Here is a 14236-nt window from a genome sequence, read left to right on the forward strand (position 1 = left end):
CTGCACCTCCTTTCCTCTGTTTTTTCCTTCCGTTACGGGGTCTTGACCAGCTTGAGCAGGGCATCCGCAATGCGGTCCAGGCTGTCGTCCACCGACAGGCTCCGGGCATTGCGGCCCATCTCAGCCAGCTTGCCGGGCTGGGCCAGCATCCCGGAAACGGTCTGCACCAGCTTTTCGCCGGTCAGGTCTTTTTCCTCAATGACCACAGCGGCACCGGCCTTCTGCAGCTCCATGGCGTTGTAATACTGGTGGTTCTCTGCCACGTTGGGGCTGGGGATGAGCACGGCGGCACGGCCCACAGCCTCCAGCTCGGCCAGTGTCAGGGCACCGGCGCGGCTGATGACAAGGTCCGCTGCAGCCAGCAGCTCGGGCATATTGTTGATGTATTCCTTCACCACAAGGCTCTCGCCGGGGGCAAAGCCCTTTTCCTTTTCCAGATCCTGAAACAGCTGCACGCCGTACTGGCCGGTGGCATGGAGATGGAGGACGGGCTTGTGGTTTTTCTGCTCCCATGCGCAGAGGTCGGCCACCACCTCGTTCACGCGGCGGGCACCCAGACTGCCGCCGAAGGAGAGGATCACGGTGCGGTCGCCCGCGCCCAGTTCGGCACGGATGGCTTCCCGGTTCTTCGCCTGGGTGAACACCTCAGGCCGGACGGGATTGCCCACCACGATGGTCTTTTCGGGTGCGCCCAGCTTTTCCACGGCGGCGGGCACGGCGGCGAACACGATGTCCACATCCGGGGCCAGCAGCTTGTTGGTCACGCCGGGAAAAGCGTTCTGCTCATGCAGGGCGGTCTTGATGCCCTGTCTGGCGGCGCAGCGCACCACCGGGCCGGACACATAGCCGCCGCAGCCAATGACCAGGTCGGGCTGGATGTCCTTCATCATCTTTTTGGCCTTGGGGCCGGAGAGTGCCAGATTCCACAGGGTAATGAGATTCCGCTTGATATTGTTCAGGCTCAGCTTCCGCTGAAAGCCGGTGATCTCGATGTGATGGAAGGGATAGCCCGCCTGTGTGACCAGACGGTACTCCATACCCTCTTTCCGGCCCGCAAAATGGATCTCGGCGGTGGGGTCGGCCTTTTTGATGGCTCCCGCAATGGCCAGAGCCGGGTTGATATGGCCGGCAGTGCCGCCGGCTGCAATGAGTACACGCATCTTGGTTCCTCCTTACTGTTCTGTCTGCGTTCTGCGCGCGGTATCCAGCACAATGGTCTTTGCCTTGCACTGGCGCTCCCGCTCGGCGTGGGCTTCCTCCCGTTCCAGACGGGCCCGTTCGCCGTTGCGTCCGATATTGACCATAACGCCCATCTCGGCCAGCAGCAGGATCAGACTGGTGCCGCCGGAGGAGAAGAAGGGCAGCGAAATGCCGGTGTTGGGCAGGGTGTTGGTGACAACGGCGATGTTGCAGAACACCTGCCAGGCGATCTGCGCCATGATGCCGATGCCCACCAGCGTGCAGAACCGGTTTTCGGCATGGAAGGCGATCCAGAAGCCCTGCACCAGAAAGAGGACGAACAGCACGATGACGATCACCGCGCCGACGAAGCCCAGTTCCTCGCACACGACACTGAAGATAAAGTCGTTGGTGCTCTCCGGCAGCCAGAGCTGCTTTTCGATGCTGTTGCCAAGGCCCAGCCCCGTGGCACCGCCTGAGCCAATGGCGTACAGGCTCTGCTTGGTCTGGCTGGTCATCCGGTCAAGATCCTGCGTCCAGCCGTCCAGACGGCTCTGCAGGTAGTCGATGGAGTCCACATGCTTCAGCAAAGTCTCCAGCAGGAACAGTGCGGCACCGGCGCAGCCCCAGGTAATGATGCCGCCGCTGCCGCCCAGCAGCAGGATGGTGCCCACGATGGCCGTGGTCAGCAGGATGCCCGACATATGGGGTTCCAGCACCAGCAGGATCAGGACAGGCACCAGCCACAGGATGGGCCGGATGAGCTCCACCACGATGCTGTGGTGGACCCACTTGCGCAGGGGCACCTCGCCGAATTTGATCTGCGGGGTCCTGGCGGCGATGTCTGCCGTGAGCAGGATCATCTCAAACTTTGCCACCTCGGAGGCCTGTAAGGTCAGGCCTCCGAAGCTGATCCACCGGCGGCAGCCGTTGATGGGGCTGCTGAACAGCACCAGCACCAGCAGGATCAGGCAGACAACATAGCCCAGCTTGACCATTCTGCGCAGGAAACGGTGGTCAAAATAGGAGAACAGGAACATCATGCCCAGGCCCAGCACCGTGCAGAGCAGCTGGGATTTGATGTAATGGAAGCTGTCCCCAAAGCGGAGATAGCCCGTGGTATAGCTTGCACTGAACAGCATGACCAGCCCGAACACCATGATGATGGCCAGGGTCGCCATCCAGTTGAGCAGGATGGGCGGCCAGGGGCCGGGATCCCGCTGAAAGACGGAAAACGGCTCTGCTTTTTTTCTGCGGAGTGTTGCCAAACTGCACCCCTCCTTAACTGATTTTTGCCAGCTGAACGGTCAGCGCCACGCCCAGCATGGCAATGACACAAAAGGTATAAAAGATCTGTTCCGCGCTCTGGCCCCGCAGCTCCAGCCAACGGTGGAGCGGTGCCGAGCGGAACAGCTGCCTGCGGCCCCGGCTGGCCTTGCAGACCAGGATCTGCAGAGCCACCATTCCGCCCTCCAGCCAGAAGGGCAGGGCCAGCGGCAGGGTAAGGTCAGGCCAGCCGATGCACAGGGGCACGCACCCCAGCATCCCGGCCAGAAACAGGCTGCCCACGCTGCCCAGCCGCAGCTTTGCGGGAGGGAAGTTCCAGAGCAGGAATGCCATCAGGGCACCGGCCAGCGCAGCGGGCAGAACGCCCAGCGGGAACCAGCCCAGCAGGGTCATCACCCCCATCAGGCCCAGCATGGCCGCAAAGGATGTACCGCAGACGATGCCGTCCATGCCATCGGCAATGCGGGCACACTCGGCCAGTGCGACCAGCAGTCCTTCCCACAGCAGCGGGGCGGCAATGCCCAGATCGACATAGCCCACACCCGGCAGGGTGATCCCGGCTGCAAGGCAGCCTTTGGCTCCCAGCAGCACCAGCACCACGGCACCGGCAGCGGCTTCCAGCCCAAGGCGGGTGTGCCGCCGCAGGCCCAGCACAGAACGGCTGCGGATGCGGGCCAGATCCTCCAGCAGACCCACGCCGCCAAAGAGCAAAGCTCCCAGCAGCGCTGTGAGCAGCCGGACCGAGAACAGGTTCTCGGCCCCCAGCAGCTCAGGCTGAGCCACACAGGCGGCTGTCCAGCCCACGCCCACAGCAGCCAGCACCCCCACCATCAGGCAGAGCCCGCCCATGGTGGGAGCCTGCGGCGGGCGCTCCGGCTCGGCATCCGGCGCTTCCTGCTTGGGTGATGGTGCCTGCCGGGCCTTGGGCTCATCCCAGCGTCCCTGGAACGCCCGCAGCAGCGGCACCATCAGATTCCCGAGCGCCGCCGTGAGGAAGAACCCCAGCGTTGAGGCGGCGATCAAGGCGAAACGAATCATAGCTCGATGTTACTCCTTGTAAAAGATCTCCAGCACTTTTTCCAGTGCCATGCCGCGGCTGGCCTTGACCAGCAGGGCATCGCCGGGCTGCATTTTGTTCAGCAGGGTCTCGGCGGCCTGGGCGTAGGTGTCGGCATGGAGGGTGGGCAGCCCCTTGGCAGCAGCCACCACGGCAATGCGCTTGGCCTGCTCGCCATAGGTGACGAGGTAGTCCACCTTGTTCTCCACGGCCTGACGGCCCACCTCCTCGTGAGCGGCGCGGCTGATATCGCCCAGCTCCAGCATATCGCCCAGCAGGGCAAAGCGGCGCTTGCAGGGATATTCCCTGAACATGGCCAGCGCGGCCTTCATGCTGTCGGGGTTGGCGTTGTAACAATCCTCAATGACATCCACACCTCTGACGTGCACCACCTTCTGGCGCATTCCGGTCTGCTCAAAGTCGGCCAGACCGGCAATGACCCGGCGGGCATTCAGCCCCAGACGGGTGGCGGCGCAGTAGGCAGCCAGTGCGTTGGCCACGTTGTGCCGGCCCATGGCGGGGATCTTTACGAGGAAAGTCCCCTCCTCGTGATCCTCCAGCACAAAGCTCATACCCTTTTCATCCTGCTGGATGGACAGGGCACAGACATCAGCGTTCTCATCGCCCAGGCTGAACCAGACCGGACGGACATGGTCGGGCAGGACGGCCTTGCGCAGGAAGGGGTCGTCCCCGTTCAGCACCAGCGGAGCACCCTCCGGCAGACCGGCGCAGATCTCCAGCTTTGCCTTGCAGATGTTCTCCTGACTGCCCAGATTGCCGATGTGGGACACCCCGATGCAGGTGATGATGCCCACATCCGGGCGGGCACACTTGCTCAGGCGCTCGATCTCCCCGGCGTGGCTCATTCCCATCTCCACCACGGCGTACTGGGTCTCCTTGCCGATGCGGAACATGGTGCGGGGCAGGCCCAGCTCATTGTTCTGGTTGCCCTCGGTCTTGATGGTACTGCCAAAGCCTGCAATGGCGGCGTAGGTCATCTGCTTGGTGGTGGTCTTGCCCACGCTGCCGGTCACACCCACCACTTTGGGGTGGAACTGGCTGCGATAATTGGCACCCAGCACCATCATGGCGTGGTAGCTGTCCGGGCAGATCACACTCTTCTCCTCCGGCACGCCTTCCACGGGGTGGTTCAGCACCACGCAGAGCGCGCCGTTTTCCAGCGCCTTGGCGGCAAAATCATGGCCGTCGAATTTTTCGCCCGGAAACGCCACAAAGATGCACCCGGGGCAGACCTCACGGCTGTCGGTGGTCACCAGCGTGACCGGGGTCTCGCACTGGGCCAGCGCGTTGACCGCCAGGCCCTCCAACAGGATGTTTGCTGCAATTGCTTCCATACTCTCATTCCCCTTTATCCACAGATCAGATGTACGATGGTTCCCTGCTGGACGCTGGAGCCGGGTGCCTCACTCTGGCTCTGGACCGTGCCGGAGCCTTCGACTGTGCAGTTGAACCCTGCGGCGTTCAGCATCTGCCGGGCAAAGTCCGCGCTCTTGCCGGTCACGTCCGGCACCTCGGCGTGCTTGCCCTCATAGGTATCGGTATACAGATAAACAGTGGTGCCGTAGGGCACCTCTGCCCCCGCGCGGGGGTACTGGTAGGTAACAAGGGCGGCGGTCTGGTCGGATTCGCTCTCAGCCAGCTGATGCTTCAAACCCTTGATGTTCAGCTGCACCTGCGCGTTGCTCCACTCCTTGCCCGTCAGGTTGGGCACCTTGACGGTGGTGCCGCTGCGGTCCACGCCATCGGTGGCAATGCCCAGATAGGGCGCGATCTCACTGATGATGTTGCCCACCACAGGGGCAGCCAGAATGGACGAATAGTCGGTGCGGGCATTGTTGGGGTCGTCCAGCATGACATAGACCAGGATCTCCGGGTCGTTGGCGGGCAGGACAGCCGCAAAGGATGCCACCTTCTTGTAGTCGCCGTCGGCGCGGCGGTCCATGTTCAGCTGCTCGGTGGTGCCGGTCTTGCCGCCGATGCGGTAGCCTGCAACGTAGGCGTTGCCGCCGCCGCCCTGGGTGCCGTCGCCCACCTCAAACTCCATGATCTGGCGGATGGTCTCGCTGGCGCTCTCGCTGATGACCTGACGGCGGATGTTGGTGCCGATCTCCTGCACCACATTGCCGTTCTGGTCCGTGATCTTATCCACCACATGGGGGGTGACCAGATAGCCGCCGTTGACTGCCGCCGAGATGGCGGTGCACACCTGCAGCGGGGTCACGGCCATGGCCTGACCGAAGGCGGAGGAGGCCAGCTCCACCTCGCCCAGACGGCTCTTGCTGTAATACTGCATGAAGCTGGTCTCATTGGGCAGGTCCACACCGGTGCGCTCGGTAAAGCCGAAGGCATCAAAGTAATCATAGAACAGGCTGGAGCCCACACGCTGGCCCAGCTGGATGAAGTAGATGTTGCAGCTGTTGCGCAGGGCCTCGGCCAGATTCTGGGCCCCGTGCGTCTTTCTGCCGGCGCAGTGGTAGGTCTGCTTTGCCACACTGTACGCGCCGGAGCAGTTCAGGGTGGTGTAATAGGTCGCCTTGCCGCTGTCCACACCCATGGCGGCGGTGATGACCTTGAACACGCTTCCGGGGTAGTACAGCTCGGTGATGGTCTTGTTCTTCCACTGGATATCCCGGTAGGTGCCGGTGTAGTCGGCCTCCGCATCCGCGATCTTCTGGCCGTTCTCGTCCCTCAGGTAGTTGCCGTTCTCATCTTTTTTGTAGATGGTGTACAGCTCCGGCTCGGCCTGCACCTGCTCCGTCAGGTAGGCCAGATTGGCGCTGAAATCCTGCGGGTCATTGGGATCAAAGTCCGGCTTGGAGGCCATGGCAAGGATGGCACCGGTCTTGACATTCATCACAATGGCGCAGCCGCGGTTCTCAACGGTGTTGGCCGCCACGGCCTCGTTCAGGTAGCGCTCCACCACCTCCTGAATGTTCACATCCAGCGAGAGCACCAGATTGGAGCCGTCCTTGGCGGCGTAGGTGGTGGCGTTTTCATCGGCAATGGCGTTGCCGTAGGCGTTGCGCAGGGTGATGGTGCGGCCATTCACACCGGCCAGCGTGGACTCATAGGAGTTTTCCAGACCGTACACGCCCTGACCATCCGCATTGCAGAAACCCAGCACGGCGGCGGCAAAGCGGCCGTAGGGGTAATCCCGCTGGAAGCCCTTGGAGGCCGACACCGACACCCGCCCCTTGCGGACAGTGGGGGTGCCGTCGTCGCTCTCCTGCTGGCCCAGGCCCAGCTTGGCCAGGATCTTTTCCAGTGCACCGGCGGATTTTCCGCTCTTGCTGTGGGCCTTGTTGTAGGTCTTGACGTATTCCTCAATGGAGAGCTTGATGGCGTTGTTGACCTTGGTGGCCAGCACCTGATAGGAGCTTTCGTTTTGGGAGAGGGCATCGCAGACCGCCTGATACTGGGTCTGGTACTCTGCCGAAGTGGTGTCCACGCTGTCCAGACTCTCGCCATCGCCCGAAAGCAGGCGCAGGGTGATCTGGGTGCAGACCTCCTTCATGGCGGCCTCATCGATGGTGCGGGTCTCCGCCTTGGTATCCTGATCGGTGGTGGTGGTATACAGGGCCGTGCTGTAAGAGGGGTCGGCCCAGATGGTCCAGACCACGCTGGTGGAAGCCAGCGTGATGCCGCTGGTGTCGTAGATCTCACCGCGGGTGGCCTGAATGGTGCTGTCCAGCAGCTGCTGCTCGGCGGCGTACTGGCGGTAGGTGGCACCGTCGCGGATCTGAATCTTGTACAGGCTGTAGATCACGGTCAGCGCGGCGACCACCACAAGAAGCACGGCGGCACCAAAGCTGATATGACGCAGCCGGGCACTGAGCCGTGCGTGCGGGTCCGCACTGCGGCGGCGGGCACTGTTCTTTTTGGGATTGGAGGATGGTGTTTGCATTGCGTACTCCCGAAGAAAACCGAAAAAGCGTGCGCTGCCGCACGCTTTTCGTTGTTTGGTTTATTTTGCCGTTCTGACAGAGGCAAGAATGGTCATTGCCCCATCGTGGAGCAGATCCGACCACTGCCGCACAGCGGATGCCTTGCGCACCAGAACGCTGCCCTCATCCAGCCGGATGTAGGTGATCTGGCTCTGGTCGATCTTCATCAGCCCCAAGCGGGTGGCGGTCTCCTCAACACTTGTGATGTTGGTGCGGCTGTTCAGGGCACTGTTGTAGTATGTATACTGGCTCTGCTCGCTCACAAGCTCTGCCTTGGCGCTCTGGATCTGAGAGTTCAGCTCCACCAGCTGTGCCTCGCTCCACAGCAGGCTTACCGCAAAGCCCACCAGCAAAGCCGCGCCCACCAGCTGCAGCGCGTGCTGCATGGCGGCCCGCACGGGGTTCAGCCGCTTTTTGCCGCCCTTTTCTACCCGCAGCGGGACTTTGGGCTGTGCCTGCGGCGCTCTTCTGCGCCGAACCTCTGTCATATCGTATGCTGCCTGACCCATGGTGATCTCCTCCTCACATCTCCGGGGCTTTGCCGCCCTCAGATCTTTTCCAAAACCCGCAGGTGGGCCGAGCGGCTGCGCCGGTTCTCTTCCAGCTCCTGCGTGTTGGCTTCAATGGGTTTGCGTGTGATCAGCTTTGCCTTGGCCTTGCCGCCGCAGACGCACACCGGGAACTCCGGCGGGCAGGTGCAGGCGGTGGACCAGCGGCGGAACTTGTTTTTGACCAGCCGGTCCTCCAGCGAGTGGAAGGTGATCACGCAAAGTCTTCCCCCCGGTGCGAGATGCGCAAAAATGGTGTCCAGCCCCTCTTCCAGTGCGTCCAGCTCATGGTTTACCGCAATGCGCAGTGCCTGGAAGGTGCGGCGGGAGGGGTTTTTGTTTTTCCGGCGCTCCGCCGGGGGCATGGCGCTGGCCACGATATCCGCCAGCTGCAATGTCGTTTCAATGGGGGCAGTTTCCCGGGCTTCCACAATCCTGCCCGCGATCTGCCAGGCGAAGGGCTCCTCGCCGTAATCCCGCAGGATGCGGGCCAGCTCCTCCCGGCTCTCGCTGTTCACGAGATCGGCGGCCGTCTCACCCTCCTGGCTCATCCGCATGTCCAGCGGGGCATCTGCCCGGTAGGAAAAGCCCCGGGCCGCGTCATCCAGCTGATGGCTGGACACGCCCAGATCCAGCAGCGCGCCGTTGATCGTTTCAATGCCCAGCTGCTCCAGAGCTTGTCCGGCATAGCGGAAGTTGATCTGCACCACGGTGGCAGGCAGGCCCGCCAGCCGGGCCCGGGCCGTCTGCACGGCATCGGGGTCCTGATCCAGCGAGATGAGCCTGCCGCCCTGCTCGCCGTTCAGCCGCAGGGCGATCTGGCGGGAGTGCCCCGCGCCGCCCGCCGTGCCGTCCAGATAGGTGCCCGCCGGGTCGATCTTCAGGCCGTCCAGGCACTCGTTCAGCAGCACCGGGACATGCTCAAACGAGGCCGGGTCAAAGGGCTGTGCTGTTTTTTCTGTGTCCATGTTCCCAGCCTCCTTTCAAAACTCAGATAAGATCCTGCATCTGCCGCCCTTTTCTGCCCGGAGCTGCTGCCCGGGAAAGCGGCCTGCGGCCTGCCGGGAGTTTGTGGCCCGGTCAGCCTTGAGGATACAATTTTATTGTAACAAAACAGGCCCCTGATTGCAAGAGTTTCCCTTTTGTTTTTTCTCTCAAAATGTACCAAAAAAAGCCCCTGCAAGCCGTCGTTTTTGCTTGCAGGGGCCGGAAGCTCTCACCGGGAAAATTCACATTCCCGCATCAGAGCTGTTTCCTGGGGCTCTGGCGCAGGTTTGCACGGACATTTTTGACCTGTGCGGCGTTCTCCGCCATCGTCTCTTCCGTGGTCTTGAGCATATTATCACAGTAGTCGGTCACGGTCTGGCGGACAGTGCGGGCCTCGGTCTGAGCGGCGGAGACGATCTCTCCGGCGCGCTGCTGGGCCGCCTTGACGATCTCGGCCTCGCTCACCAGCACACGGGCGCGCTCCTCGGCCTTTTTTACAATGGCCTGCGCCTGTGCGTTGGCCGATTCGATGAGCTGGGCACGGTCGCTGACAATGGACTGGGCCTGCCGCAGCTCCACAGGCAGGTTCTGGCGGATCTCGTCCAGATAATCCCGGATCTGCTCCACATCCACGATGCGCTTGCCGCCCGAAAGAGGCATTCCGGCGCTCTCCTCCAGCGTATCCTCAATGGTATCCAAAAGCTCGTTTACGTTCATTCCGCATCTCCCTCTCCGGTGCTCTGCCGGGGCTTACCATACTTCCACAGCAGGACTTTGCCGTATTTATACTGTTTTTTCAGGGTCATGCCGCCCACCTCGGCAGGCAGCACCAGGCCGGTCTCACTCTCGCAGATCACGATGCCGCCCGGAGCCAGGCATTTGTCCACGCCGGGCAAGATCTTTTCCAGCGTTCCGGTGTGGAAGGGCGGGTCCAGCAGCACGATGTCGAACTGCTCATGGCAGGCGGAGAGATACCGTGCTGCCTCGCCGATGTTGACCCGGCTGCGGTCAAACACGCCGCAGTTCTTGCAGTTCTTCATCACGATGTTCACGGCCTCCCGGTTCTCGTCCAGGAACACGCACCGGGCCGCACCCCGGCTCAGGGCCTCGATGCCCAGCTGGCCGCTGCCTGCGTAGAGGTCGAGCACCCGGGCACCGGGCAGGTCGAACTGGACGATGCTGAACATGGCCTCCTTGACCTGATCCATCGTCGGGCGGGTGATCTCGGTGCCGGGCAGGGCTTCCAGCCTGCGGCCCCGTGCTTCTCCTGCAATAACGCGCATGTATCTGCCTCCTTCTCCCGCTGTCCGGGCCCCCTGCCCGGCCAGCAGCTGTTTCGTGTTTTCGTATCTCCATATTATCGTCAAAACGCAACTCTTTGTCAAGGGCGCGCGTTGCACTCAGGGTGCAATTGTGCTAAAATCAGGGCAAAGCGCCCCATGTGCGGCGCGTTTTGCCAAAAAAGGAGAGTATCTGCTTATGAAAGTCCTGCTCATCAACGGCAGCCCCCACGAGAAGGGCTGCACCTATACCGCCCTGTCCCTGATCGCCGGGGAGCTGAACGCCAGCGGCATCGAGACCGAGATCCTGAACGTCGGCACAAAGCCGGTGGGCGGCTGCATCGGCTGCGGCGGCTGTGCCGCCGGTAAGGGCTGCGTGTTCGGCGGCGTGGTCAACGAGGCCATCGAAAAGGCCAAGACTGCCGATGCCTTTGTGTTCGGCACACCTGTCCACTATGCGTCCGCCTCCGGCAACATGACCAGCTTCATGGATCGTCTGGCCTACGCGGGCGGCAAGTATCTGGCCTACAAGCCTGCCGCCATCTGCGCTTCGGCCCGCCGCGCCGGCACCACCACCACGCTGGACCAGCTGGTGAAGTACCCCGAGTTCTTCCACATGCCGCTGGTCAGCGGTTCCTACTGGCCCATGGTTCACGGCTCCAAGCCCGAGCAGGTGCTGGAGGATGAAGAGGGCTGCGCCGTGATGCGGGAGCTGGGCCGGAACATGGCCTGGCTGCTCAAGTGCATCGAACTGGGCAAGGCAAACGGCATCACCCACCCCGAAAATCCCCGCCGCCCCATGACCAATTTCATCCGCTGAGTTTCATGTCACCCCCGCCTGCCCGGCGGGGGCTTTTTTGATTTTAACAGCTTTTTCTGCAAAAACGGAAAAAATAAGGGAGCGAGTGCTTTTTTCGTTCACAACTTTGTGGTAGCATAAGGGCAAGAATTTTTTTGTGCAGAGCGATGGAGACAGGCTATGGAACACTACGATTGGAACGACGGCTGGCTGTTTGCCCCCACCTTTGATCCCGCCATCGTCCGCCCCGAATGCACCGGGGTGGAGCTGGAGCCGGTGCGCTTGCCCCACACGGTCAAAACGCTGCCCTACAACTATTGCAACGAGAACGAATACCAGCGGGTGTCCGGCTACCGGCGGGAGTTTTTTGCGCCCAAAGAGTGGCAGGGCCGCACGGTGCTGCTGACCTTTGGAGCCGTGGCCCACGATGCCACCGTGTTCTGCAACGGGCGGCGGGTGTTCCACCACGGGTGCGGCTACACCGCCTTTACTGTGGACCTGACCGAATCGCTGCTGCTGGGCCAAAAAAATGTGGTGGCTGTCCGGTGCGACAGCCGGGAGGACCTGAACATTCCTCCCTTCGGCGGGCAGATCGATTTTCTGACCTACGGCGGCATCTACCGGGCCGTCAGTCTGGACGTGAAGGAGCCCGCCTACCTGCGCGACATCTTCATCGAGGCGCAGGCCGAGGGCGATTTCCGCATCTATTCCTCCACAGTGGGCGAGACCATCGGCTGCACCCTGCAGGCCGAGATCCGCAGCCCCGCCGGGAGCAGAGCCCTGTACAGCGGTGAGCTCAGCCTGCCCATTGTGGGCACCCTGAACGGCGTGCACCCCTGGAGCGTGGAGCACCCCTTCCTCTATACCCTGACCGTCCGGCTCATCCGGCCCGGCACCAGCGGCCTGCCCGACCGGGTGCTGGACGAAAAGAGCACCCGGTTCGGCTTCCGCACCATCCAGTTCGTGGCCGGGGGCTTTTATCTGAACGGCCAGCGGGTGGAGCTGCGGGGCCTGAACCGGCATCAGAGCTACGCCTATCAGGGCTATGCCATGCCGGACAGCATTCAACAGCTGGATGCCCAATTGTTGAAAAAGCAGCTGGGCTGCAATGCAGTGCGCACCAGCCACTACCCCCAGAGCCCGGCTTTTCTGGATGCCTGCGATGAGCTGGGCCTGCTGGTGTTCGTGGAGATGCCCGGCTGGCAGCACATCGGGGATGAAGCCTGGCAGGCCCAGGCATTGCAGAACTGCCGCGAGATGGTCTGCCAGTGCCGCAACCACCCCAGCGTGTTCCTGTGGGGCGTGCGGGTGAACGGCAGTTCCGACAACGAGACCTTTTACAAGCGCACCAACGAAGCCGTCCATCGGCTGGACCCCACCCGCCCCACCGGCGGCGTGCGGATTGCCCGCAAGAGCCAGCTGCTCGAGGATGTTTACGCCTACAACGATTACTCCTACTCCGGCCGGGGCCCGGGCTGCGAGCCCCGGTCTGCCGTTACGCCTGACCTGCGCAAGGGTTACCTCATCAGCGAGTTCGGGGGCCAGCAGTTCCCGGCCAAAGCCTTTGACGACGAACCGCACCGGCTGGCACAGGCTCTGCGCCACGCCGCCGTCCTCAACGATGCCATTGCCCAGCAGGGCGTGGCCGGTGCCCTTGGCTGGTGCATGGCCGATTACAACACCCACCGCGAGTTCGGCAGCGGCGACCGCATCTGCTACCACGGCGTGACGGACCTGTTCCGCAACCCGAAGCTCTCTGCCGCCGTCTACGCAAGCCAGAAAACGCCCCGCTCCCCTTCGGACGTGGTGTTCGAGGTCTCTTCCAGCATGGCGCTGGGCGACCACCCCGGCGGCTTTGCCGGGGCCTGCTGGGTGTTCACCAACGCCGAGAGCGTCCGCCTCTACCGGGGCAACGATTTCATTGCCGAGTTCACCCCCGACCGCCGGGGCCGCTTTGCCGCCCTGCCCCACCCGCCCATCGAGATCCAGGATTTCGTCGGCTCCCTGCTGGAAAAGTATGAGGGCCTTGACCAGAGCACGGCCCCGCAGGTGGCGGCCATCCTCAACGAGATGCGCCGGGACGCTCTGAACCTTTCGCCTCTCTCCCGGGCGCGGATGCTCTCCCTGCGGCTGAGCGCAAACGACCTGCTCCGGATGTACTACAAATACATCGGCGTGCTGGGCGGGCCGTCCAGCGTTTACCGGTTTGAGGCAGTCTGGCACGGGCGCACCGTCCGCACCGTGGTCAAGGAGCCGGTGCAGTCGGTCCGGCTGGAATGCGTGGTGCACAACCCCATCCTGACCGACGGCCCCACCTGGGACTGCGCGGCGGTCAGCCTGCGGGCCATCGACCAGAACGGCAACCTGTTGCCCTACTGCGGCGAAGCCGTTCAGCTCAGCGTGGAAGGCCCGGTAAAGATCCTGGGCCCGTCCATCGTCCCCCTGCGGGGCGGCATGGCGGGCACCTACCTTGCCACCACCGGTGAAGCAGGCCGTGCCGTGCTGCACTGCCGGATGGAGGGCGCGCTGGATGTGGAGGCCGCCCTGACCGTGCGCAAGCGCTCCGGTGCAGAGAATGCCAATTAAATTTCGTCCTTTCATGGTAGATTTGCAATCTGTTCAAAGTTTTATCATGGTTGGCTGATATTCTATTGTTGTGAACAATCAAACGCCCTCTCCGTCCATGCGTCCGCGTGGCTGAGAGGGTTATTCTTGAGGACAAAGGACCGGAAATCTATGAGAGAGAAACTTCGTCAGTTTATGATCGGCCGCTATGGCACCGATGGCCTGAACCAATTCCTGAGCATTGCCTCGCTGGTGCTGCTCCTCATCGCCATCATCAGCCGGGTCAACCTGTTCACCTATCTGGGCGCGGCCCTGCTGATCTTCTGCTACTACCGCACCTTCAGCCGGAACATCTCCAAGCGCACCGAGGAGAACTACAAGTTCTACACCCTGAAGGACCGGGTGGACAACAAGTTCAAAGGCTGGAAAGAGCAGTGGGCCAACCGCAGGGTCTATCACTACTACCGCTGCCCCCAGTGCCGCCAGAAGCTGCGCGTGCCCCGCGGCCGCGGCCGCATCCAGATCTCCTGCCCCCGCTGCGGCACCCAGTTCATCAAGAAGAGCTGAGC

General features: G+C 62.5%; 12 protein-coding genes. 3 read left to right on the top strand and 9 right to left on the bottom strand.

Features of this window, described 5'->3' with window-relative positions; genetic code table 11:
• Window positions 1-32: 32 nt before the first annotated feature.
• The 9 genes from murG to rsmD all read right to left on the bottom strand — a co-directional run bounded on the left by murG (window position 33) and on the right by rsmD (window position 10306).
• Window positions 33-1160, bottom strand: a complete 1128-nt coding sequence (gene murG / locus P0G09_RS08315; protein ID WP_156068967.1) for an undecaprenyldiphospho-muramoylpentapeptide beta-N-acetylglucosaminyltransferase — start codon at window positions 1158-1160, stop codon at window positions 33-35.
• Window positions 1161-1172: 12 nt separating this feature from the next.
• Window positions 1173-2447: an FtsW/RodA/SpoVE family cell cycle protein gene (locus tag P0G09_RS08320; protein ID WP_275252423.1), complete on the bottom strand. Its 1275-nt coding sequence runs from the start codon at window positions 2445-2447 to the stop codon at window positions 1173-1175.
• Between the two features lie 13 nt (window positions 2448-2460).
• Complete coding sequence (locus P0G09_RS08325; protein WP_275252424.1) at window positions 2461-3504, bottom strand: glycosyl transferase family 4; 1044 nt, start codon at window positions 3502-3504, stop codon at window positions 2461-2463.
• A 9-nt stretch (window positions 3505-3513) separates the two neighbouring features.
• Window positions 3514-4878, bottom strand: coding sequence for a UDP-N-acetylmuramoyl-tripeptide--D-alanyl-D-alanine ligase (gene murF / locus P0G09_RS08330; RefSeq protein WP_249259700.1), 1365 nt, complete (start codon window positions 4876-4878; stop codon window positions 3514-3516).
• 14 nt (window positions 4879-4892) lie between these two features.
• Window positions 4893-7448 carry a penicillin-binding transpeptidase domain-containing protein gene (locus tag P0G09_RS08335; protein WP_275252425.1) on the bottom strand — a complete coding sequence of 852 codons (2556 nt, stop codon included), beginning with the start codon at window positions 7446-7448 and terminating at the stop codon, window positions 4893-4895.
• 60 nt (window positions 7449-7508) lie between these two features.
• On the bottom strand, window positions 7509-7997 hold the full coding sequence (locus tag P0G09_RS08340; RefSeq protein WP_005930066.1) for a hypothetical protein: 489 nt from the start codon (window positions 7995-7997) through the stop codon (window positions 7509-7511).
• A 38-nt stretch (window positions 7998-8035) separates the two neighbouring features.
• Window positions 8036-9004 carry a 16S rRNA (cytosine(1402)-N(4))-methyltransferase RsmH gene (gene rsmH / locus P0G09_RS08345; protein WP_005930069.1) on the bottom strand — a complete coding sequence of 323 codons (969 nt, stop codon included), beginning with the start codon at window positions 9002-9004 and terminating at the stop codon, window positions 8036-8038.
• A gap of 274 nt (window positions 9005-9278) precedes the next feature.
• Window positions 9279-9740, bottom strand: coding sequence for a hypothetical protein (locus tag P0G09_RS08350; RefSeq protein ID WP_005930075.1), 462 nt, complete (start codon window positions 9738-9740; stop codon window positions 9279-9281).
• Complete coding sequence (rsmD, locus tag P0G09_RS08355) at window positions 9737-10306, bottom strand: 16S rRNA (guanine(966)-N(2))-methyltransferase RsmD (protein WP_005930078.1); 570 nt, start codon at window positions 10304-10306, stop codon at window positions 9737-9739. The genes P0G09_RS08350 and rsmD overlap by 4 nt, the downstream gene beginning before the upstream one ends.
• 196 nt (window positions 10307-10502) lie before the next feature.
• Between rsmD and P0G09_RS08360 the strand changes: the two genes are divergently transcribed.
• The 3 genes from P0G09_RS08360 to P0G09_RS08370 all read left to right on the top strand — a co-directional run bounded on the left by P0G09_RS08360 (window position 10503) and on the right by P0G09_RS08370 (window position 14234).
• Window positions 10503-11123 (top strand): flavodoxin family protein, encoded by a 621-nt coding sequence (locus P0G09_RS08360; protein WP_035393384.1) that lies wholly within the window; start codon window positions 10503-10505, stop codon window positions 11121-11123.
• A gap of 159 nt (window positions 11124-11282) precedes the next feature.
• The gene (locus tag P0G09_RS08365) at window positions 11283-13688 is read left to right on the top strand and encodes a glycoside hydrolase family 2 TIM barrel-domain containing protein (RefSeq protein ID WP_275252426.1); all 2406 of its coding nucleotides are present in this window, start codon (window positions 11283-11285) and stop codon (window positions 13686-13688) included.
• Window positions 13689-13838: 150 nt separating this feature from the next.
• Window positions 13839-14234 carry a hypothetical protein gene (locus P0G09_RS08370; protein ID WP_156058909.1) on the top strand — a complete coding sequence of 132 codons (396 nt, stop codon included), beginning with the start codon at window positions 13839-13841 and terminating at the stop codon, window positions 14232-14234.
• Window positions 14235-14236: the final 2 nt, after the last annotated feature.

Source organism: Faecalibacterium sp. DFI.5.82, from assembly GCF_029076575.1.
In the GTDB taxonomy this organism is placed as follows: domain Bacteria; phylum Bacillota; class Clostridia; order Oscillospirales; family Ruminococcaceae; genus Faecalibacterium; species Faecalibacterium duncaniae.

What these genes read in the sequence shown, in the direction of transcription:
- P0G09_RS08325 (WP_275252424.1), bottom strand. Translation starts at nt 3,504, where the DNA reads ATGATTCGTTTCGCCTTGATCGCCGCCTCAACGCTGGGGTTCTTCCTC.
- murF (WP_249259700.1), bottom strand. Translation starts at nt 4,878, where the DNA reads ATGGAAGCAATTGCAGCAAACATCCTGTTGGAGGGCCTGGCGGTCAAC.
- P0G09_RS08370 (WP_156058909.1), top strand. Translation starts at nt 13,839, where the DNA reads ATGAGAGAGAAACTTCGTCAGTTTATGATCGGCCGCTATGGCACCGAT.
- P0G09_RS08365 (WP_275252426.1), top strand. Translation starts at nt 11,283, where the DNA reads ATGGAACACTACGATTGGAACGACGGCTGGCTGTTTGCCCCCACCTTT.
- rsmD (WP_005930078.1), bottom strand. Translation starts at nt 10,306, where the DNA reads ATGCGCGTTATTGCAGGAGAAGCACGGGGCCGCAGGCTGGAAGCCCTG.
- rsmH (WP_005930069.1), bottom strand. Translation starts at nt 9,004, where the DNA reads ATGGACACAGAAAAAACAGCACAGCCCTTTGACCCGGCCTCGTTTGAG.
- P0G09_RS08350 (WP_005930075.1), bottom strand. Translation starts at nt 9,740, where the DNA reads ATGAACGTAAACGAGCTTTTGGATACCATTGAGGATACGCTGGAGGAG.
- P0G09_RS08360 (WP_035393384.1), top strand. Translation starts at nt 10,503, where the DNA reads ATGAAAGTCCTGCTCATCAACGGCAGCCCCCACGAGAAGGGCTGCACC.
- P0G09_RS08335 (WP_275252425.1), bottom strand. Translation starts at nt 7,448, where the DNA reads ATGCAAACACCATCCTCCAATCCCAAAAAGAACAGTGCCCGCCGCCGC.
- murG (WP_156068967.1), bottom strand. Translation starts at nt 1,160, where the DNA reads ATGCGTGTACTCATTGCAGCCGGCGGCACTGCCGGCCATATCAACCCG.
- P0G09_RS08340 (WP_005930066.1), bottom strand. Translation starts at nt 7,997, where the DNA reads ATGGGTCAGGCAGCATACGATATGACAGAGGTTCGGCGCAGAAGAGCG.